Raw genomic sequence first — 18783 nt, 5'->3', positions numbered from 1 at the left:
TTTCTGTTTGCTGGAATAAGAGAGGCGGTCAGGGGAAAAATAGGCGCAACGTGCGTAAAAAGGAGGATGTTTCCATGTGGCAGAGCTGGCCGATAGAGCGTGTGCTCATTTTGTTTACGGGACTGGCGTTTGTCTTGATTGCCGTGCAGGTCACCCTTTTTCATTCCAGGCAAAACTTCCGCCATTGGGCGATGTGGGTGCCTGTCATTGAGCTGCCTATTTTTGCGGTGACGGCGATTGTTTTATCGTTCGTAAATGCGGGATGGCTGCGTGTAGTGTTTGCCTTGATGATGTTCGTCGGGATGGGCGGCGGCGTGTACGGGGCTTACTTGCATGCTGCCGGAGTCAGACAGCGGGTAGGAGGCTTTTCGCAATCGCAAAACTTCCTCGTCGGCCCGCCCGTCATTTTGCCTCTGCTCATTACTGCCATCGCGGCTTTGGGGCTTCTTGCCCTTTTCTGGGGGTGAAGATAGATGGCCAAGCATAGACGTTATCCTTCCTATGACGTGTGGGAGCAGCATCAAAACTGGGACGTTCACACGAGACAAGTCGTCGGAGCCAGAAAAATGCCGCAGGTTGCCCATCGGTACTTGCAGCAGGCGGAAGCTTTGCTGTTGCAGGCAATCGTAAGCGTCCTCGTCGACGACTATCGGCTGGAGGTGCTGACCTTTGTTGTCGCGCACCTGGACGATTCGCTGGCGAGCGCGATCGGGGAGGCGCAGCGCAAGGTCGGGGTTCCGCCGAAAAAAGAGCTGTACCGTCTGGGACTGGCAGGGGTGGAGGCGGAGAGCCACGCCGGGTACGGGACGGAATTTGGCGCGCTTTCTGCCGCAGAACAGCAGGAGGTGCTGAGGCAAATCTCCACAGGCAACGTCAAGGATACAGAGGCATGGAGCCAGGTCGCTCCCGTCGATTTTTTCAAAAAGCTGCTGCATGACACAGTGCAGGCGTATTACTCGCATCCGCTCGTCTGGTCAGATATCGGCTACGGCGGGCCTGCTTATCCCCGCGGTTATGTGCGTGTGGAAAAAGGATTGACGGACCCATGGGAGGCGAGGGCAAATGGCGAATAAAGAGCAGGAGCAGCGCGCAGGCGATAGCCAGGAACGCGGTACACGGCAGATGGAAAACAGGAAATACGCCGACGGAGCGGATGTATGCATCGTCGGAGCGGGAGCCGCAGGAGGCGTGCTGGCATATGAGCTGGCAAAAGCGGGCTTGCGCGTCGTCGTGCTGGAGGCAGGGCCTTTTTGGGACCCGCAGCGCGACTTTGCCAGCGACGAACTGGAGATGCAGCGTCTGGCCTGGCAGGAGACGAGGCTGGTAGCGGGAAACGATCCTCTGCGCCTCGGGCACAACAACTCCGGCCGGGGAGTCGGCGGAGGAACGGTGCATTTTACCGGGGTGTTTTTGCGGTTTCACGAGAGCGATTTTATGACGAAAACGATAGATGGCGTAGGGGAAGACTGGCCGATCACGTACCGCGATTTGGCCCCGTACTACGACAAGATCGAGCGGGAAATTGCCGTTTCTGGCCCGAGCCATTTTCCTTGGGGCGCTTTTCAGGGACCCTACCCTTACCCGGTCCGCGAGCCGATCAGCGCGAATGCGCAGTTGTTCCGGGAAGGCTGCGACAAGCTCGGGATCGAGAGTGTGGTCGCTCCGCTGGCGATTTTGTCGGCTCCGTTCGACGGACGTCCGCCCTGTATCAACCGCGGCTTTTGCAACCAGGGATGCATGCCCAACGCCAAATACAGCGGCCTGATCCACCATATTCCGAAGGCCATTGCGGAAGGGGCCGAGGTGCTGTCAGACTGTATGGTCACGGAAATTCTCATGGCGGGCGACCGGGTCAGCGGCGTGTTGTTCTCGCACAACGGGCTGATGCATCGGCAAATGGCGCGGGTCGTCATCCTCGCCGGCTTTGTCGTGGAGACGCCCAGGCTGCTGTTCAATTCCGCGACCTCGCGCTTTCCCGACGGGCTGGCCAACTCCAGCGGCTGGGTAGGCAAGGCGATCATGCCGCATTCCAGCCATGACGTCTACGGCCGCCTCCCGGAAGAAGTGCGCCTGTACAAAGGGACGCCAGTGCTTGCCCTGACCCAGCATTTTTACGAGACAGACCGGGAACGCGGCTTTGCCAGAGGGTACACCTTGAGCGCACACGGGGCAAGACCTGTTTCCATGGCGGGGGCAATTGCGACGGAGCGGGAAGACCAGACCTTTTTATGGGGAAAACAACTGCGGGAAACGATGCTCGACTACAACATGTATGCGCGAATCACGCTTGTCGGCGAAGTTTTGCCTCACCCTGACAATGCCGTCACGCTCAGCGGGGAAAAAGACGAGTACGGAATGCCGGTGCCCAAGGTCACTTTCAGCTATCAGGAAAACGATCGCAAACTCTATCAGCATGCGATCGGCCAAATGAACCGGATAATGGAAGCCATGGGCGGTAAGCCGGAGCACGTCGTCTCCGATACCGCGCATTTGATGGGTGGCTGCCGGATGGGGAACGACCCTGCGCAATCGGTTGTGAATGAATTTGGGCAGTCGCACGACATTCCCAATCTTTTCATAGCGGGCGCTTCCACGTTCGTGACATCGGGTGGCAGCAACCCGACAAATACAGTAATGGCGCTGGCTGCGCGCACCGCAGACAAGCTGGTCGAAGCGATGCGGCAACGCGATGTTTAAGAAGTGTTCAAGGAACTTTTACGTTCATATCTTCCCCATCTTATAAGCCATATAGTATACTGGGAAACAGATATGCAAGGCAAAGGTGGGTTCGTATGGAAACGGATTTGATGCAGGTTTTGTTTTTGTCCGAGGTTTATAAGCTGCTTGGTGACAAGACGCGCTTGACGATCATGGCTCTTCTGCAAGTGCAATCATTGTGTGTCCGTGATCTCGTGGAGATTCTGCAAACTTCCCAACCCTCTGTTTCCCAGCACTTAGCTAAGCTAAAGACACATGGTTTGGTCAAAGAGCGTCGCAAGGGACCATGGGTATTTTACTCCGTTAATACAGAATGCTCTCCTGCAGTCAAGCAAATCTTGTCACACTTGCCGGATATGTCACCGATTGTCAAACAAAAATCAGCCGAGAGTGAACCTTCCTTCGGCTGATCGGTCGTAGGAAGCGTTGGATCAGTTAAGATCCAACGCTTTTTTTAGTTCTTCCTTGTCGAAGCCGTGAATGACGAATTGCTCCCCGTTTTCCTTTTCGATAAACGTAACAGGGGTCATGCTGGCGCCAAGGTTGATTGCTTCCTGGAAATACGCATCGTTTTTACGGATATCTCTGTCTTCAAAAGCGACGTTTTGGGATGCCAGCCACATTTTTTCTTCCTGGCAAGGGCCGCACGTAGTTTGGGTATAGACAATAACGGTTTGAGCCATACAGGTGCTCCTCTCAAGTGTAGTCGAACAACATAATTCGCGGTTGCTGACGGATTTCCTGCGCAGCAAAACAGTTATAGGATGCCCCGTCCTGCCCGAAAAGGACGCAGCCGTCCGCGCCGTTCTGTGATGCCCCGATCTGGAAAAATGAGGATGGATACCAGCGAGGGGGGCGGTACAAATTATATTCAGTGACGTCGAGGAGGTGAATGGAACGATGCCTAAACAAAACAAGCAAAACGGTTTGAACAAAGCAAACCAAGCAGCTCAGGCGCAAAACACTGCGACTGAATTCGCGAGCGAAACAAACGTAGCGGAAGTTCGTCGTCAAAACCAACAATCCGCTCAAAAATCCGGCCAACAAGCAGGTCAAGCTACTGAGTAGTAGCTATGGACAACAACCCTCGCTATATGCGGGGGTTTTTTCGTTTTTTCATCCGCGCTTGCAAAAAGGCCGAGGAGGATGGTACTGTGACAGCAGAATCTACAAGCTGGGAGGGCGAGAGTCCCATGATTATCGGCATTGGCGTGGATATCGTGGAGATTGAGCGGATCGCCGCCTTGATGAAGCGACAGGAAAAGGCGATCGGACGGTTTTTGACCGAAGCAGAAAAGAAGCTGCTGGCTGGCAAAGCGGAATCGAGACAAGCGGAAATGGTGGCGGGCAGGTTTGCGGCGAAGGAAGCCGGAGCGAAAGCGCTCGGGACAGGCATCGGCCATGCGCTCGGCTTTTTGGATATGGAAATTACCCCGAGCGAGACGGGCAAGCCGATGATGCGAGTAGACGGCGACGTTTTGACCAGGCTCGGTTTGGACCCGCAGCGCGTTCGCGTACACGTAAGCATTTCCCACAGTCAGACACACGCCATGGCACAGGTAGTTGTGGAAGAGCTGTAAACTTGTCTGCATATTGGGACGAGGATGGACATACATTTATATCGCGTAGATCAGGAGGGACTACCTGCTCTTACACAGGAAGGGTAAGTCTTCAGCCGATCAAGCGATATCGCGTCCTTTTGTACCCAGTACAGCATTTTGACACGATGAGCGCGGCCAGAGGCGAAAGACTGACAGATTTCCCAGGAAATAGACAGGGGTGCCCTTCTTTGTCGAAAAAGTTGACAAGGAGGAGTTCATTGAATGAAGAGGGCAGCTTTACCACTGGTGTTATTGTTGGTCTTTACGTTGCTGCTCGGCGGTTGCTTCGGTCAGAAAACACCGGAAGATGTGGTGAGTGACCTGAACGGGACGCTGGGAAAAATGAGCGGGTACAAGTCTCAGGCAGTTTTGACCATGCAGACGGGCTCTACTCCAATGGAGTACGACGTTCAGGTTTGGTATGAAAAGCCCACCAACTATCGGGTAGCTCTTACTTCCAAACAGCGCGGAATCACGCAGATCATTTTGCGCAACAACGAGGGAGTATTTGTACTGACTCCACATCTGAACAAGAGCTTCCGCTTCCAGAGCGGATGGCCGGAAAACAACGGCCCCCTGTATTTGTACGAGACGCTGGCGAAGAGTATCATCGACGACACGGAGCGTCAGATGAAGATGGAGGAAAAGCAGTACGTGTTTGAGGTGAAAGCCAATTACACCGGCAATCGCTCTCTGACCAAGCAAAAAATTTGGCTGACCGAAGACTTCAAGCCTACCCATGCAGAGATTATGGATTCGAGCATGAAGCCGCTGGTGAAAATCGACTTTACCGAATTTTCGTTCAATCCGACATTTGACAAGGATGCCTTTGACAAAGATCGCAACATGACGACCAGCTCGTTGACGGCGATTCCTACCATGGCAGGGGCGAATGGACAGGTTGCCCAGCAGCCGAACAGCCAGTTTGGCGTCATCGTTCCAACGTATGTGCCGGAAGGAGTCAAACAGGGCGATATCGAGCCTGTCACGCGCGACGGCGTGAGAACGGTCATCCTCAATTACAAGGGAGCTTACAACTACAAGCTGATCGAAGCCCGTCCGACAGAAGCATCCGTCTCGTATGAACAGGGCATGCCGGTCAACCTCGGCTTTACGGTTGGGGTGCTGGCGCAAACGGGTGAAAACACGCGACTTCTGACGTGGGAGCTGGACGGAGTAGAATTTACGATCGCCGGCGATTTGCCTGAAGAAGAGATGGTGAATGTCGCCCAGTCGACATATGGTCTCGGCGGGAAATAAGTAAAGAAAATACGGGAGAGGGGACGGGTCGTGACCGTCCTCTTTTTTGTGCATAGGGGAAGCTTTTGGCTCTTACAAATACTCCTTGACTTTCCCGCAAGTTTTCCATTTTTCTCAAACAGGAATCTAATAAAGCCCCTGTACACTTGGACTTGTACCAGGGAGATGCGGTACATAACTACAGCAGATGAAAGGGTTGAGCAAATATGTTTAGCAAAGCAAAACTGGGTATGCTTTTGGGCACGATGGCAGCGGTTCTGAGTATCGGGAGCTTGGGCAGCGCCCTGGCAGCAGATACAGCGCAAACAGAGGCGCAAGCACAGCAATTGAACAAACCGGCAGAGGTGAAGTTCGCATTCAACAAGCTGGGTCACCCGGGCGGATTCGCGAAAGGAATCTCCTTCAAAGAAAACACTGAGCTGTTGTCCTTGCTGAAGCTGGATGCAGCCAAGCTGGAGGAAGAGCTGAAAGCAGGCAAGACGCTGGCAGCCATAGCGGAAGCGCAAGGCGTGTCTGTGGATGACGTCGTAGCGCTGTTGGTCAAACAGCAGGAAGCCAAGCTGAAAGAAGCGGTCGAAGCAGGCAAGCTGACACAGGAACAAGCCGATAAGATGAACGAAAACGCGGCAGAGCGCGTAAAAGAAATGGTGCAAAACACGCATCCGGGCAAAGGACCAGGCAAAGGCTTCGGATTTGGCTTCGGCTTAGACAAAAACGAAGAACTGTTGTCCTTGCTGAAACTCGACGCCGCCAAACTGCAAGAAGAGCTGAAAGCAGGCAAGACATTGGCAGCCGTAGCGGAAGCGCAAGGCGTATCTGTGGATGATGTGGTAGCCCTGCTGGTAAAAGAGCAGGAAGCCAAGCTGAAAGAAGCAGTGGAAGCAGGCAAGCTGACACAGGAACAAGCCGATAAACTGAACGAAAACGCAGCAGAGCGCGTAAAAGAAATGGTGCAAAACACGCATCCGGGCAAAGGACCAGGCAAAGGCTTCGGATTTGGCTTCGACAAAAACGAAGAACTGCTGTCCTTGCTGAAACTCGACGCCGCCAAACTGCAAGAAGAGCTGAAAGCAGGCAAGACATTGGCAGCCGTAGCGGAAGCGCAAGGCGTATCCGTGGATGATGTGGTAGCCCTGCTGGTAAAAGAACAGGAAGCCAAATTGAAGGAAGCGGTCGAAGCAGGCAAGCTGACGCAGGAGCAAGCGGACAAGCGCAGCGAGGAGCTGGCTTCCATGGTGCAAAAAATGGTGGAAGGCAGCTTTGAGAAAATCGCCATCCGCAAACATGACCTGAAAAAAGAAGAGCAAGGCACAGCGAGCGAGCAATAACAGCGCTGCAAACAAGTCAGGCGGGAGCACATCTCGCCTGGCTTTTTGCGTCTCTGTCGCTGTCTCCGTCTCCCTTCCTCCGCATATGGCAGGCCGGACTGCATGCTTTTCGGGCAGCGACAAGCGTTTGAAGCTCGCCTTTCTCCCGCCGCGTCCGGCGAGATATCTTTCGCCACGCAAAATAACGTTCCGGGATCGCGCGCAGTCGGCCGATTTGCCCCTGTAAGCTCGCGTGTGCAGGAGGAAAAAGGACAAACCCCGAATTGACACGCAGCAGGAAAACACGATACATTCAAGGTAACTTATACCGTAATGAGGTGGCATGCTGTAAGATGAAAAAACCGTCTACCGATGTTTTGTACCAGGAAGAGTCGACCTACGTGGACATGCTGTTGCGAAAAAGCTGGAGTATGCGCATCGCAGAGACTGTCGCCTTCGTTTTGGGCATGATGATTCTCGCCCAGTTTTTTCCGAGCAATGACACGACCTTCAAAGTGCTTGCCTTTGCGATTGCCATTGCGGTCGTCGGCCTGGCACCGTTCCTGTACAAGGCGACCATGCGTCCTGTGTACAAGCTGACGAAGACTCACCTGATTGTCAGCATCTCTGGCAAAGAAACCAGCTACCCGCTGTCAGAAGTGGAGCAAGTTTACGAAGGCCGCCATTTCTACCGTTTGGGAGGCAAAAAAGAATCGCTGATGGTTTCCAGGCAGTTTCTCAGCCATTTGAATGAGCGCTTGTTTTACTATCATAAAGGGAACAAGAGGAGATAGAAATGAAACCGTTTTGTCGTGACACTTGGGTTGAGGTTGATTTGGACGCCATCCGGGCCAATGTCGAGACGTTCCGCGGCCACTTGCCGAAAAGCACGGGCATTATGGCTGTCGTCAAGGCAGACGGCTACGGTCATGGCGCTGTGCATGTCGCCAGAGAGGCGCTGGCAAGCGGTGCCGACTCTTTGGCAGTAGCGATGCTCGATGAAGCGATCATCCTGCGGACAGCGGGCATAGACGCGCCGATACTGGTGCTCGGGTACACCCCGGCTGATTCGGTCGAGCAAGCCAGCAGGCTGAATGTAGAACTGACGGCGTACAGCCCGGAATGGATCGTTTCAGCGAATCAGCGGCTGGAACAGGCTGAGCTTCGCCCTGTCGGTGTGCACGTCAAAACCGACACAGGCATGGGACGCCTGGGCGTTCGGACGACAGATGATTTGCTCGAAGTGGTAGCGGCGCTTGAAAACAGCGCCAAGCTGGAATGGACAGGCATTTTCACGCACTTTGCCTGCGCGGATGAACCGGATACGACCCATGTGCGACGACAACACGAGACGTTTCAATCCTTTTTGCAGGCGCTGCGCGAGCAAGGGAAAAAGTTGCCGAAAGTTCACTGCTGCAATACGGCGGCAGCGATCGCTTTTCCCGATTGGGGGTATGATACGATCCGTTTAGGCATAGGTTTATACGGATTGTATCCTTCTCCGTACATGAAAGAGCGAGCGGACGTCCCTCTTGTCCCTGCTCTTTCCCTGAAAACCAGAATTGCGCATGTAAAGACCGCTGTAGAGCCGTTTACGGTCAGCTATGGCGCTACGTACACAGCAAAGCTTGGCGAGCGGATCGCGACGCTGCCGATCGGATACGCAGACGGGTACTCCCGCCTCTTGTCCAATCGGGGAGAAGTGTTGTACAATGGTTCCCGCTATCCAATTGTCGGGCGAGTCTGCATGGACCAGATCATGGTCAGGCTGGAGCCGGGCGCAGGGCAGGTCGATGAGGAGATCGTTCTGTACGGTAAGCAGGGAGACGAGGAAATCTCGCTGGATGAGGTTGCCGCTTTGCTCGGAACGATCAACTACGAAGTTCCCTGCATGTTGAATTACCGGATTCCGCGCGTCTATGTTCGCAACAAGGAAGTGGCCGAAGTGTTCCATCCATTGGCGATGAAACACGTGCCAGGAAAAAGTGTAAATAACTAGCAAACAAAAACCAGCAGGAATTTTGTATTGGAGCGCGAATATTAGTTAAGCGCAAATGTGGGCTTTTTTGCCTGAAAAGCGTACGGATAGGTATATTTTTGCAATGGTTTCGACATAATGGTATTGTTCATGCTGGCTGTTCTTTCAAGAACTGGCATGGTAGATGGAAGTTACGGTCATGGTTGGAGGTGGATTTGTCTTGTCGAAGTCAAACACGAAACGCATCATGATCAGTTTGCCGCAACACTTGCTACAAGAAGTGGATGGCGTCATTCAAAAGGAGAAATCCAATCGCAGCGAGTTCATTCGCCAGGCGATGCATTTGTATTTGAAGGAGCGTAAAAAACGTACGATCCGCGAGACAATGCAAAAAGGGTATATGGAGATGGCGAAGATTAATCTGAAAATGGCATCGGAGGCTTTTGGCGCTGAAGAAGAGGCTGACCATACTCTTGTCCGCTTAGTTAGCGGGGTGTGACCAGTGATTGTCAAACGTGGCGATGTATTTTTCGCGGACCTGTCACCGGTCGTTGGCTCTGAGCAAGGAGGCGTGCGGCCTGTTTTAGTCATTCAGAACGACATTGGAAATCGATTTAGTCCGACGGTCATCGTCGCCGCCATTACGGCCCAAATTCAGAAGGCAAAACTGCCTACGCATGTGGAAATTGACGCAAAAACATATGGATTTGATCGTGACTCCGTCATTTTGTTGGAACAAATACGAACCATTGACAAACAGAGGCTGACTGATAAGATTACCCATCTTGACGACGAGATGATGGATCGGGTCAATGAGTCTTTGCAAATCAGCTTGGGACTCATTGATTTCTAAAAATGAATCAGGCACTGGAGAGGAAAAGCCACTTGGGTGAAGCAAGTGGTTTTTTTGCTATGGGGGCAGGAATCGCTGTATGTGTAGCGAATGTGTTTGGTGAGAATAGTAGACAAAAAGTGACACGATTTGCTATTACTTCCGAGGTAGAGAAAAAAACTTCGATCGCATTCATTTCATTATTTCTACCTATTAAGTGAGGGCGGAAGGGGTTTTTTGATTGTGGCAGAGCTGTAGTCCTGAGACAATCAAGATAGAACGAGAAGCAGACATAGTGACAGCGAGGCAAGTGGGGCGAAATATGTCGAGACAGCTCGGCTTCGGTACAATCATGCAGTCCCGAATCGCCACTTCCATCTCTGAACTGGCTCGCAACATTTTTTTGTACGCGGGCACTGGGACGATTACCATAGCGCCGATCGAACAAAACGGTGTGATCGGCTTGCAGTTGACAGCAATAGATGCGGGGCCGGGAATCCCGGACATCCGCAAGGCATTGGAAGACGGCTACTCCACTTCCGGTGCGCTAGGAGCAGGGCTGCCTGGGGTCAGGCGGATGATGGATGAATTTGAGATCCACAGCTCTCCTGGCGAGGGCACGCGTGTTGTCGTCGTGAAGTGGAACAGCCCGATAGAGGAGGGGGTAGATAGATGGTAACCCGAAGCCTGGAAGAAGAGTACGTAAAGCTTCTTCGGGATTACCTGAACGGCCCAGGCGAGGATCAGCTATACGTCGCCCAGCAGATGGGCAAATGGCTGCTCGCGCGCAATGTTTCGCCAGAGGAACTGACAGACATGCATGGGCGGGCATTGGAAAAGCTGGGGGAGGTACCGGAGTTCGTGCGTGCCTCCTTTTCTGTCCTGACCGAAGTGATGATTGAATACGGCAATGAACACCGATCCGTACATAGCTGGCGAAGCCGGCATCAACAGATGGAGGCAGAGCTGACCGTGGCGCAGACGATGCAGCAGACGCTTTTGCCGAGCCAACTGCCCGTTTACCCCGGACTGGAAATTGGCCTTGTCAGCATAGCCGCCAAGCAAATGTCGGGGGACTACTACGATTTTATTTGCCAGGATGCAGAGCGGTTTTGCCTGACTGTCGCAGATATTACCGGAAAAGGCATTTCCGCGGCCATGTGCATGTCCATGCTCAAATACGCGATAGACAGCTTGCGGGAAATGCCGCTTGGCCCTGACGAAATGCTTCACCACCTCAACCGGATTGTCGGGCGCAATATCGACCCCAGCATGTTTGTGACCATGCTCTACGGGTCTTACGATACACACGAGCATTGTTTCCGTTACGCAGTGGCGGGGCACGAGCCAGGCTTTTTGTACCGGGCTGCGGAAGGCGCGTTTTACGATTTGGCGGGCCAAGGCTCCGTGCTGGGACTCAGCCCGAACAGTGAATACGAAGTGCAGGAGGTTCGCCTGGAACCGGGAGATGTTCTGATTCTTCTGACGGATGGTGTAACAGAATGCAAAAAAAGCCGATATTATTTGCAAAGGGATGAGCTCGTACTTCAGATGCAAGCCGAAGTGGGCGTCCATGCCCAGAAAATGGCGAACGCCCTGTACAACAGGCTGCTTACGCTCTCCCAATTTGAACTGCTGGATGATTACACCATGATCGTACTTCGCAGAACATGAAGCAATGCAAAGGAGGGAGATGGCGATGGATTTGTTTTTGGAAACAACCAGCCAGGAAACAGAGCATCGAGTGGTCCTCGGGGGCGATATTGACGCGCATACCGGACCAAAAGTGAAGGAGACGCTCATGTCCCTCGCGAATGAGCCAGGCACAAGCCACCTCTTGGTTGATTTGGAAGCCGTCGAGTACATGGACAGCACGGGCATAGGAATTTTCATCGCGGTCATGAAAGCGTGCAAGCAAAAGGAATGCGCGTTTGAGGTTCAAAAGTTGTCTCCACGCGTGGAAAGGCTGTTTCGCATCACGGGCTTGTACGAACATATTGCCATCCGCAAAGGAGAGAGCGAGTAATGGCTCAACAAAAACCTCAAGCTGACGTGATCCGGTTGACGCTGCCCAATCGGACGGAATATTTGGGCGTAGCGCGGCTCACTGTGTCCGGGATCGCGAATCGCATGGGCTTTTCCTATGAGGAGATTGAGGACATCAAGCTGGCGGTAGGGGAAGCGTGCACGAATGCAGTGAAACACGCGTACAAGCAAAAAGAAGAGCTTGGCTTTATCCACATAGAATGTCAGGTTTGCCGGGATCGTCTGTGTATCGAGGTAAGCGATCAAGGCGTAGGGTTTGCGAGTGAACTGATGCCGGAACAACTGACACCGATTTTTGCAGGCAGAGACCTGGAGGATCTGGATGAGGGAGGTCTGGGGCTCTATCTGATCCACACGCTCATGGATGAAGTCGTGATTCGCTCTGAATCGGGAGTGGCGGTCTCCATGACCAAGTATGTTCGGCGGGATGGGGTGGCTGGCGATGACTGGACAAGCTCGGAAACGGAAGTATAGTCCGGAGGAGCTGCGGCAGCTCATTCACCTGTATGGGCAGACGCGAGATGACAGCCTGCAGGAGCAACTGGTGACAGCCTATACTCCTCTGGTAGAGACGTTGGCCAAAAAGTTTGTGCGCGGACAAGTCATGTACGAAGACCTCGTTCAAGTGGGTATGATCGGCTTGCTGGCTTCTTTGCGCCGGTTCGATCCTTCCTTCGACAGAACGTTTGAAAGCTTTGCGATCCCGACCATCGTCGGGGAAATCAAGCGGTATATCCGGGACAAGACGTGGAGCGTGCACGTTCCGCGTCGCGTGAAAGAGCTCAGCCCCAAGATCAAGCGCGTGGTGGACGAGCTTACAGCCAAGCTGCAGCGTTCGCCGCAAATCTCAGACATCGCAAGCTGCCTGGGCGTGACGGAAGAAGCTGTCCTGGAAACGCTGGAGATGGGGCGGAGCTACCATTCCCTGTCGATGGACAGCGAGCTGGAAGCAGACAACGACGGCAACACGATCACACTGCTGGACCTCGTCGGCCAGCAGGAAGCGGGCTACGGACAAGTCGAGCAAAACCTGATGCTCGACCGGGCACTGCACGTTCTGGACAAGCGCGAAAAAGAAATCATACATTTAACCTTTTATCAAAATTTGAGCCAGAAGCAGGCCGGAGACATCATGGGCATGTCCCAGATGCACATTTCCCGTTTGCAGCGCAGGGCGCTGGGCAAGTTGCGGGAGGCTTTGCGGGTAGAACAACTGGAAACGGCAAAGACAGCGACATAGACATAACGGGAAAATGGGAAGAGGGGCGTGTGCGCCTCTTTTTTTTGTACAGATAAGAATTTATAAGATTCTTATCCAGTGTAAGGGCAACTAAGGCTGCGTCAATGGCTTGGCGCAGCCAAGTTTTCTAACGCTTTTCCAGACGTTGCTAGCAAATGTGGTACAATAAACGGCGAAGTACGAGCGCAGGAGGAATGTATGGAGCTTACATTGATGATCCAGACAATCGCCCAGGATACGGGCGTCAAACCTCATCAGGTGGAACGCACGGTTGCCCTTTTGGATGAAGGCAATACGGTTCCCTTCATTGCCCGTTATCGCAAGGAGATGACCGGGCAGTTGGACGAAACGCAAATTCGGGCGATCGAGGAACGCGTGCGTTATTTGCGCAACTTGTCAGTACGAAAAGAAGAAGTCGTCCGGCTCATCGAGGAGCAGGGCAAGCTGACGGAAGAGCTGAAAGCAGCGATTGAGCGGGCGACGAAGCTGCAAGAGGTGGAAGACCTCTACAGGCCGTACCGGCAAAAACGCCGCACGCGTGCGACGATGGCCAAGGAAAAAGGGCTGGAGCCGCTCGCCAACTACTTGCTGAGTTTGCCCAAGACAGGCGATCCCGAACAGGAAGTACAAAAATACGTAGACGCGGAAAAAGGCGTAGACACGATCGCGCAAGCCTTGCAGGGGGCGATGGACATCGTCGCCGAGCACTTTTCCGACGATCCGGATATCCGCCAGTGGGTTCGCCAGCGCACCGTGCAAAAAGGGCTGCTTCTGACCGAGCAAAAGGCGGAAGAAGCAGACGAGAAAAACGTCTATCAAATGTACTACGCATACAGCGAGCCGTTGAAAAAGGTCGTTCCGCACCGCGTGCTCGCCATCAACCGCGGCGAGAGCGAAGGCATCTTGAAGGTGACGGTAGAAGCGCCTGTGGCGGAAATTTTGGCCTGGATGCAGCGGCGGCTCATTCCCCGCGACACCGTCGTGCGCTCTTTGCTGGAACAGACGATTGAAGACGCGTACAAGCGCCTGATCGCCCCGTCGATTGAGCGTGAGGTGCGCGCGGAGCTGACAGAGGTGGCAGAAGAACGGGCCATCCACATTTTTGCGGAAAACTTGCGCAATCTGCTCCTGCAGCCTCCCGTCAAAGGCAAAGTCGTCCTGGGCGTCGACCCGGCATTCCGGACGGGCTGCAAGCTGGCAGTCGTCGATGAGACGGGCAAGCTGCTGGAAGTAGCGGTAGTCTACCCGACCCCTCCGGCAAACAAGGTGGCAGAGGCTTCGGCCAAAGTCCGGCAACTGATCGAAAAGTATGACGTCAGTGTGATCGCGATCGGCAACGGTACAGCTTCCCGGGAGACCGAGCAGTTCATTGCCAACCTTCTGAAAGAGTTGAAGCGCCAGGTGATGTACATCATCGTCAATGAGGCGGGGGCGTCGGTGTATTCGGCTTCCGCGCTGGCCAAGGAAGAATTTCCAGACCTCGATGTGGCGGAGCGCAGTGCTGCCTCCATCGCGCGGCGTCTGCAAGACCCGCTGGCCGAGTTGGTCAAAATCGACCCGAAATCGGTTGGCGTAGGCCAGTACCAGCACGATGTATCCCAGGCGAAGTTGGCGGACAGCTTGCAATTTGTCGTCGAATCGGCGGTCAACCACGTCGGGGTAGACGTCAACACCGCTTCTCCTTCGCTTTTGCAATACGTTTCCGGCATCAGCAAGCAGGTAGCGGGCAACATCGTGAAAAAGCGCGAAGAGATCGGCATGTTCACGTCGCGCGCCCAGTTGAAGGAGGTCCCGCGGCTGGGAGCCAAGACGTATGAGCAGTGTATCGGCTTTTTGCGCATCGTCGGGGGAACCGATCCGTTGGACAAGACCCCGATTCACCCGGAGTCGTACCCGGCTACGCACAAGCTGCTGGCGATGATCGAGATTGCGCCGCAGGAGATCGGCAGCGAGCGTTGCAAGGAGCGCCTGCAGTCGCTGAATATCGAGCAGACGGCAGAGCGGCTCGGAATCGGCGTGCCGACGCTGACAGACATCGTGGAAAGCCTCCTGCGTCCCGGACGCGACCCGCGCGACGAGCTGCCGAAGCCGCTTTTGCGCAGCGATGTGCTACAGCTCTCTGACCTTGGCGTCGGAATGAAGCTGCAAGGCACCGTCCGCAACGTGGTCGACTTCGGCGCGTTTGTAGATATCGGTTTGAAAAATGACGGCCTCGTCCACATTTCTCGCCTGAAAAAAGGCTTCGTCAAGCATCCGCTCGACGTCGTCACCGTGGGAGATATCGTCGACGTGTGGGTCGTAGAGATCGACGAAAAACGCCAGCGCGTGGGGCTGACCATGATCGCTCCTGGCGAGGCGTAAGACACATAAAAAGGCGGCCTCCTGCTACTCGGGACGGCCGCCATGTTTTTCCCAATATAAGAACCAGCAACTGTTCAGCAAACGAATTTGTCGAACGTCCTTCCCGCTGAAGGCACGCTGCAACTGCTTACGCATCCACTGGGGCATGTAGGTACCTCCTGGAATTATTCGCCTATTGGCAATGTATGCACAAAGGCGACCAGGAGGTACTTATTTTCCAAAAAACTTATTCTTCGTCACGCAAAAATTCCAGTTGGGCTTGCAGGGCGCGAATCTCGGTCAACAGCGAGATCAAAGGGTACTGGCTCTCCGGGAGAGCAGCGAAACGCTCTTCCAGACTGCTGACGTAATCCAGTCCATCCACGATAGCCAGCTCGCTTCCAAGAAGCTCCAGGTCAGCGCACTCTGCCAGAACGGTCGGCAGCTCAGGCCGATCGGCGATGGTCAGCTTGTCGATCTCCTTGTGCAGTCGCTTGAACAGGGCCACAAGCTGGTACATATGCGTTTGTGGCAGCGCAACGAACTTCAGCCCGACTTTTTCCTGCAAAATCAAATAGCGCATAAGCTCCTCCAAACCAATCTACTTTTCTTCCACCCAGTGTAGCCTATCTATCTGGCACTTTTCAACAGGAACTGCTATCGTGAACAGTAGAGAGGAGCGTTAGAGAGGACATGACCGATACGGAATTGCAAAAGCTGGTGGAGCAAATATCCAGTCAATTTTTCGCCAAGCCGTTTCGCCATCGGGCCCGCTTCAACAGCAGACTGCGCACGACAGGCGGGCGGTATTTGCTGCGCTCTCACGACATCGAATTGAATCCCAGGCATCTGGAGGAGCACGGAGAGGCGGAGCTGGTTGCGATCATCAAGCATGAGCTGTGCCACTATCACCTGCACCTGGAGAAAAAAGGCTATCGCCACGCAGACCAGGACTTTCGCTGGCTGCTTGCCCAAGTCGGCGGAAGCCGGTATTGCCAGCAGGTCGGCACGGGACGCACGGTTTTGCCTTATCGCTATGAGCTCGTCTGCCGGGCGTGCGGGATGACGTATAAACGCAAGCGCAAAATGGACCCTTCCCGCTATCGCTGCGGGCGCTGCAGAGGGGGGCTGGAGCTGCGAGAGCTGAAAAAGTAGCGGCTTCGCTGTGGGCACCGGCTTTCTTGCGCGCATTTTGACAGCAGAGGTATAATGGACTCACTATGCAAAAAAGGAGCGTTTGTGGTGGCACATGATGAATTTTCCCTGATCCGGCAATGGACGAGCCGTTCGGACGGACAGGAAGGAGACGGCTTGACCGTCGGGCTCGGGGACGATGCCGCCGTTTTTTCTCCTGCGCCAGAGATGGAAGTCGTGGCCTGCTGTGACGCGATGGTTGAGACGGTCCATTTTTTAAAAGAAACAATGAGCCCAAGCGACATCGGCTACAAGGCGGTCACGAGCAACGTAAGCGACGTCGCGGCGATGGGCGGCTACGCCCGCTATGCGCTGGTCAGCATCGCAGTAGCGCCGCACTGGACGCCGGAGGAATGCCAGGGCATTTACGACGGCATATACGCCGCGTGCGAAGCGTACAACGTGAGAGTCATCGGCGGCGATACCGTTTCCGCCCCGGATGCTCTGCACTTGTCTGTCACCGTGCTGGGCGAAGTAGAAAAAGGACGCGCGATTCGCCGCTCGCAGGCGCGGCCGGGACAGGTCGTTTTCGTGACGGGACACGTAGGCAGCTCTGCTGCCGGCTTGCATTTGCTGCTGCGTGATGGCAAGGCAACGGTTGAGTCGTTCGGTCGCTGGGCGAAACTGATAGAAGCCCACCAGCGTCCGCGCGCGCAGGTGGAGGCGGGCAGGCTGCTTCTGGAATCGGGGGCGTGCGGGGCGTTAAATGACGTGAGCGACGGCTTGGCTTCCGAGCTGTGGGAGATCGCCGAGGCAAGCGCCGTCAGCATGTGCGTCGATGCGGACAAGATTCCTGTCAGGGAGGATGTTCGCGCCTATGCGCTTCTGAGCGGGCAGGACCCGTTGAAGTGGGCGTTTTACGGCGGAGAGGACTATCAACTGGTAGGAACGCTGGAAAAAAGCCAGGTGGAGGCGGTGCGTGCGAGGTTCGCGGCGGCAGGCATTTTGCTGACCGTCATTGGCGAGGTTGAGGAAGGCAAGCCCGCCCAGCCGAAGCTGTCATTGCGCTCGGGCGATAGCCGCACCGATCTGCCCAAGGCAGGCTACAATCATTTCAGGCAGCGGGAGTAAGCGAGGAGTGGATGAAAAATGGGCTATACTTGGAAGCTTGCGGGCGCAGAGGAAACGCAGCGCTTTGCCGAGCAACTGGCGAAAAGTCTGGCGCCAGGCGACTTCCTGGCGCTGGAAGGCGACCTGGGGGCCGGAAAGACGACGTTTACCCAAGGGCTGGCGCGCGGACTTGGCGTTCGCCAGGTAGTGAACAGTCCGACGTTTACGATCATAAAAGAATATCAGGGGCGTTTGCCGCTTTATCATATGGACGTCTACCGCGTGGGCGATGATCCCGATTCTCTCGGCCTGGACGATTACTTTTTTGGCGAAGGGGTTTGTGTGGTAGAGTGGGCTTCGCTGCTTGCGGATTACTTGCCGGCGGATCGTCTGACGGTCTATCTGCGCACGGCAGGCGAGGAAGCGCGGAGCATCGAGCTTTGTCCCCAGGGAGAGCGTTACGTGAAATTGTGTGAGGAGTTTGATTTTGATGCGCGTACTGGCGATTGATACATCCAATCTGGTGTTGAGCGTTGCGGTTGTGGAGGAGGAGCGCGTCCTCGCCGAAATGACGACGAACCAGCAAAAAAACCATTCGGTGAGGCTGATGGACTGCATCAGCGAGCTGCTGGATGCGACAGGAACTTCTCCCGAGCAACTGAGCGGCTTTGGGGTAGCGAACGGACCAGGCTCCTATACAGGAGTGCGCATCGGGGTGGCTACGGCAAAAAGCATGGCCTGGTCGCTGAATGTGCCTGTCATCGGCGTGTCCAGCCTGGAGGTTGTCGCCATGAATGCCTTGGGCTTTCCCGGGCTGATCGTGCCGTTGTTTGACGCTCGCCGGGGACAGGTGTACTCGGGCTGCTACCGCACCAACGGTCTGGAATCGGTAGAAGCGCAGGAGAAGGAGAAAATCGTCTTGCTGCAGGAGTGGCTGCCGCAGCTCAGGGACTTGGCGCAGGGAGAGCCTGTTTTGTTTTTGGGCGAAGATGTGCGAATTCACCGGGAGGCGATTGAGCAGGAGCTGGGGGAGCAGGCCCGGTTTGCCTCTCCTGCTGCCAACCACCCGCGCGCAGCCCACATCGGGTATGCGGCGTTGCGCCGACTGCAGGACGGAGGCAGTGCGCACGAGCTTGTCCCTGAATATTTGCAGCTAGCGGAGGCAGAAGCGAAGTGGCTTGCCCAAAAGCAGGCGGGGGCCGTAAAGGAGTAGAAGC

At 54.8% G+C, this 18783-nt stretch carries 25 protein-coding genes; 22 read left to right on the top strand and 3 right to left on the bottom strand.

The window, feature by feature from the left end:
* Positions 1-74: 74 nt before the first annotated feature.
* The 4 genes from AC27IT_RS17760 to AC27IT_RS17745 all read left to right on the top strand — a co-directional run bounded on the left by AC27IT_RS17760 (position 75) and on the right by AC27IT_RS17745 (position 3128).
* Positions 75-467: a hypothetical protein gene (locus tag AC27IT_RS17760; protein ID WP_005834680.1), complete on the top strand. Its 393-nt coding sequence runs from the start codon at positions 75-77 to the stop codon at positions 465-467.
* A gap of 6 nt (positions 468-473) precedes the next feature.
* Positions 474-1073: a gluconate 2-dehydrogenase subunit 3 family protein gene (locus AC27IT_RS17755; protein WP_005834678.1), complete on the top strand. Its 600-nt coding sequence runs from the start codon at positions 474-476 to the stop codon at positions 1071-1073.
* Positions 1074-1122: 49 nt separating this feature from the next.
* On the top strand, positions 1123-2697 hold the full coding sequence (locus tag AC27IT_RS17750) for a GMC family oxidoreductase (protein ID WP_025845703.1): 1575 nt from the start codon (positions 1123-1125) through the stop codon (positions 2695-2697).
* A gap of 95 nt (positions 2698-2792) precedes the next feature.
* Complete coding sequence (locus AC27IT_RS17745; protein WP_005836907.1) at positions 2793-3128, top strand: ArsR/SmtB family transcription factor; 336 nt, start codon at positions 2793-2795, stop codon at positions 3126-3128.
* A 21-nt stretch (positions 3129-3149) separates the two neighbouring features.
* Here the strand turns inward: AC27IT_RS17745 and AC27IT_RS17740 are convergent, their stop codons facing one another.
* On the bottom strand, positions 3150-3401 hold the full coding sequence (locus AC27IT_RS17740) for a glutaredoxin family protein (protein WP_007776929.1): 252 nt from the start codon (positions 3399-3401) through the stop codon (positions 3150-3152).
* 217 nt (positions 3402-3618) lie between these two features.
* Here AC27IT_RS17740 and AC27IT_RS17735 point away from each other — a divergent pair, with 217 nt between their 5' ends.
* The 14 genes from AC27IT_RS17735 (at position 3619) to AC27IT_RS17670 (ending at position 15343) form a co-directional block, all read left to right on the top strand.
* The gene (locus AC27IT_RS17735; protein WP_005830192.1) at positions 3619-3786 is read left to right on the top strand and encodes a gamma-type small acid-soluble spore protein; all 168 of its coding nucleotides are present in this window, start codon (positions 3619-3621) and stop codon (positions 3784-3786) included.
* Between the two features lie 125 nt (positions 3787-3911).
* Entirely contained in the window at positions 3912-4298 is a 387-nt protein-coding gene (acpS, locus tag AC27IT_RS17730; RefSeq protein WP_007776935.1) for a holo-ACP synthase, read from the top strand.
* 243 nt (positions 4299-4541) lie between these two features.
* Positions 4542-5579 (top strand): outer membrane lipoprotein-sorting protein, encoded by a 1038-nt coding sequence (locus AC27IT_RS17725; RefSeq protein ID WP_005830195.1) that lies wholly within the window; start codon positions 4542-4544, stop codon positions 5577-5579.
* 206 nt (positions 5580-5785) lie between these two features.
* The gene (locus tag AC27IT_RS17720) at positions 5786-6907 is read left to right on the top strand and encodes a coiled-coil domain-containing protein (protein ID WP_283858603.1); all 1122 of its coding nucleotides are present in this window, start codon (positions 5786-5788) and stop codon (positions 6905-6907) included.
* 332 nt (positions 6908-7239) lie between these two features.
* Positions 7240-7680, top strand: coding sequence for a hypothetical protein (locus AC27IT_RS17715; RefSeq protein WP_005830198.1), 441 nt, complete (start codon positions 7240-7242; stop codon positions 7678-7680).
* Positions 7681-7682: 2 nt separating this feature from the next.
* Entirely contained in the window at positions 7683-8885 is a 1203-nt protein-coding gene (alr, locus tag AC27IT_RS17710) for an alanine racemase (RefSeq protein ID WP_431809470.1), read from the top strand.
* Between the two features lie 178 nt (positions 8886-9063).
* A complete protein-coding gene (locus AC27IT_RS17705) occupies positions 9064-9363 on the top strand; it encodes a CopG family ribbon-helix-helix protein (protein ID WP_025845698.1) in 300 nt (99 codons plus the stop codon).
* A gap of 3 nt (positions 9364-9366) precedes the next feature.
* Positions 9367-9717 carry a type II toxin-antitoxin system PemK/MazF family toxin gene (locus AC27IT_RS17700; protein ID WP_005830205.1) on the top strand — a complete coding sequence of 117 codons (351 nt, stop codon included), beginning with the start codon at positions 9367-9369 and terminating at the stop codon, positions 9715-9717.
* 220 nt (positions 9718-9937) lie between these two features.
* A complete protein-coding gene (locus AC27IT_RS17695) occupies positions 9938-10375 on the top strand; it encodes an anti-sigma regulatory factor (protein WP_026558265.1) in 438 nt (145 codons plus the stop codon).
* Positions 10369-11370 carry a PP2C family protein-serine/threonine phosphatase gene (locus tag AC27IT_RS17690; RefSeq protein ID WP_007776949.1) on the top strand — a complete coding sequence of 334 codons (1002 nt, stop codon included), beginning with the start codon at positions 10369-10371 and terminating at the stop codon, positions 11368-11370. The genes AC27IT_RS17695 and AC27IT_RS17690 overlap by 7 nt, the downstream gene beginning before the upstream one ends.
* 25 nt (positions 11371-11395) lie before the next feature.
* Positions 11396-11722 (top strand): anti-sigma factor antagonist, encoded by a 327-nt coding sequence (locus AC27IT_RS17685; protein WP_005830210.1) that lies wholly within the window; start codon positions 11396-11398, stop codon positions 11720-11722.
* Complete coding sequence (rsbW, locus tag AC27IT_RS17680; RefSeq protein ID WP_487092009.1) at positions 11722-12216, top strand: anti-sigma B factor RsbW; 495 nt, start codon at positions 11722-11724, stop codon at positions 12214-12216. The genes AC27IT_RS17685 and rsbW overlap by 1 nt, the downstream gene beginning before the upstream one ends.
* Positions 12185-12982, top strand: coding sequence for an RNA polymerase sigma factor SigB (gene sigB, locus AC27IT_RS17675; RefSeq protein WP_005830213.1), 798 nt, complete (start codon positions 12185-12187; stop codon positions 12980-12982). The genes rsbW and sigB overlap by 32 nt, the downstream gene beginning before the upstream one ends.
* A gap of 198 nt (positions 12983-13180) precedes the next feature.
* A complete protein-coding gene (locus AC27IT_RS17670; protein WP_005830214.1) occupies positions 13181-15343 on the top strand; it encodes a Tex family protein in 2163 nt (720 codons plus the stop codon).
* Positions 15344-15367: 24 nt separating this feature from the next.
* On the opposite strand, the gene cmpA is transcribed toward AC27IT_RS17670, so the two are convergent.
* A complete protein-coding gene (gene cmpA, locus AC27IT_RS17665; protein WP_005830216.1) occupies positions 15368-15490 on the bottom strand; it encodes a cortex morphogenetic protein CmpA in 123 nt (40 codons plus the stop codon).
* Between the two features lie 79 nt (positions 15491-15569).
* Positions 15570-15905, bottom strand: a complete 336-nt coding sequence (locus tag AC27IT_RS17660) for a hypothetical protein (RefSeq protein ID WP_005830218.1) — start codon at positions 15903-15905, stop codon at positions 15570-15572.
* A gap of 110 nt (positions 15906-16015) precedes the next feature.
* On the opposite strand from AC27IT_RS17660, the gene AC27IT_RS17655 reads away from it, so the two are divergent.
* The 4 genes from AC27IT_RS17655 (at position 16016) to tsaB (ending at position 18779) form a co-directional block, all read left to right on the top strand.
* The gene (locus tag AC27IT_RS17655) at positions 16016-16477 is read left to right on the top strand and encodes a SprT family protein (protein ID WP_327944734.1); all 462 of its coding nucleotides are present in this window, start codon (positions 16016-16018) and stop codon (positions 16475-16477) included.
* A gap of 87 nt (positions 16478-16564) precedes the next feature.
* Positions 16565-17587: a thiamine-phosphate kinase gene (gene thiL, locus AC27IT_RS17650; protein ID WP_327944735.1), complete on the top strand. Its 1023-nt coding sequence runs from the start codon at positions 16565-16567 to the stop codon at positions 17585-17587.
* Positions 17588-17605: 18 nt separating this feature from the next.
* A complete protein-coding gene (gene tsaE, locus AC27IT_RS17645) occupies positions 17606-18076 on the top strand; it encodes a tRNA (adenosine(37)-N6)-threonylcarbamoyltransferase complex ATPase subunit type 1 TsaE (protein WP_005830223.1) in 471 nt (156 codons plus the stop codon).
* Positions 18057-18779 carry a tRNA (adenosine(37)-N6)-threonylcarbamoyltransferase complex dimerization subunit type 1 TsaB gene (gene tsaB / locus AC27IT_RS17640; RefSeq protein WP_283858605.1) on the top strand — a complete coding sequence of 241 codons (723 nt, stop codon included), beginning with the start codon at positions 18057-18059 and terminating at the stop codon, positions 18777-18779. Before tsaE ends, tsaB begins: the two co-directional genes overlap by 20 nt.
* Positions 18780-18783 lie beyond the last annotated feature (4 nt).

The sequence above is a fragment of the Brevibacillus sp. YAE8 genome (assembly GCF_057543335.1).
This window is presented reverse-complemented; position numbering and strand designations above follow the sequence as displayed.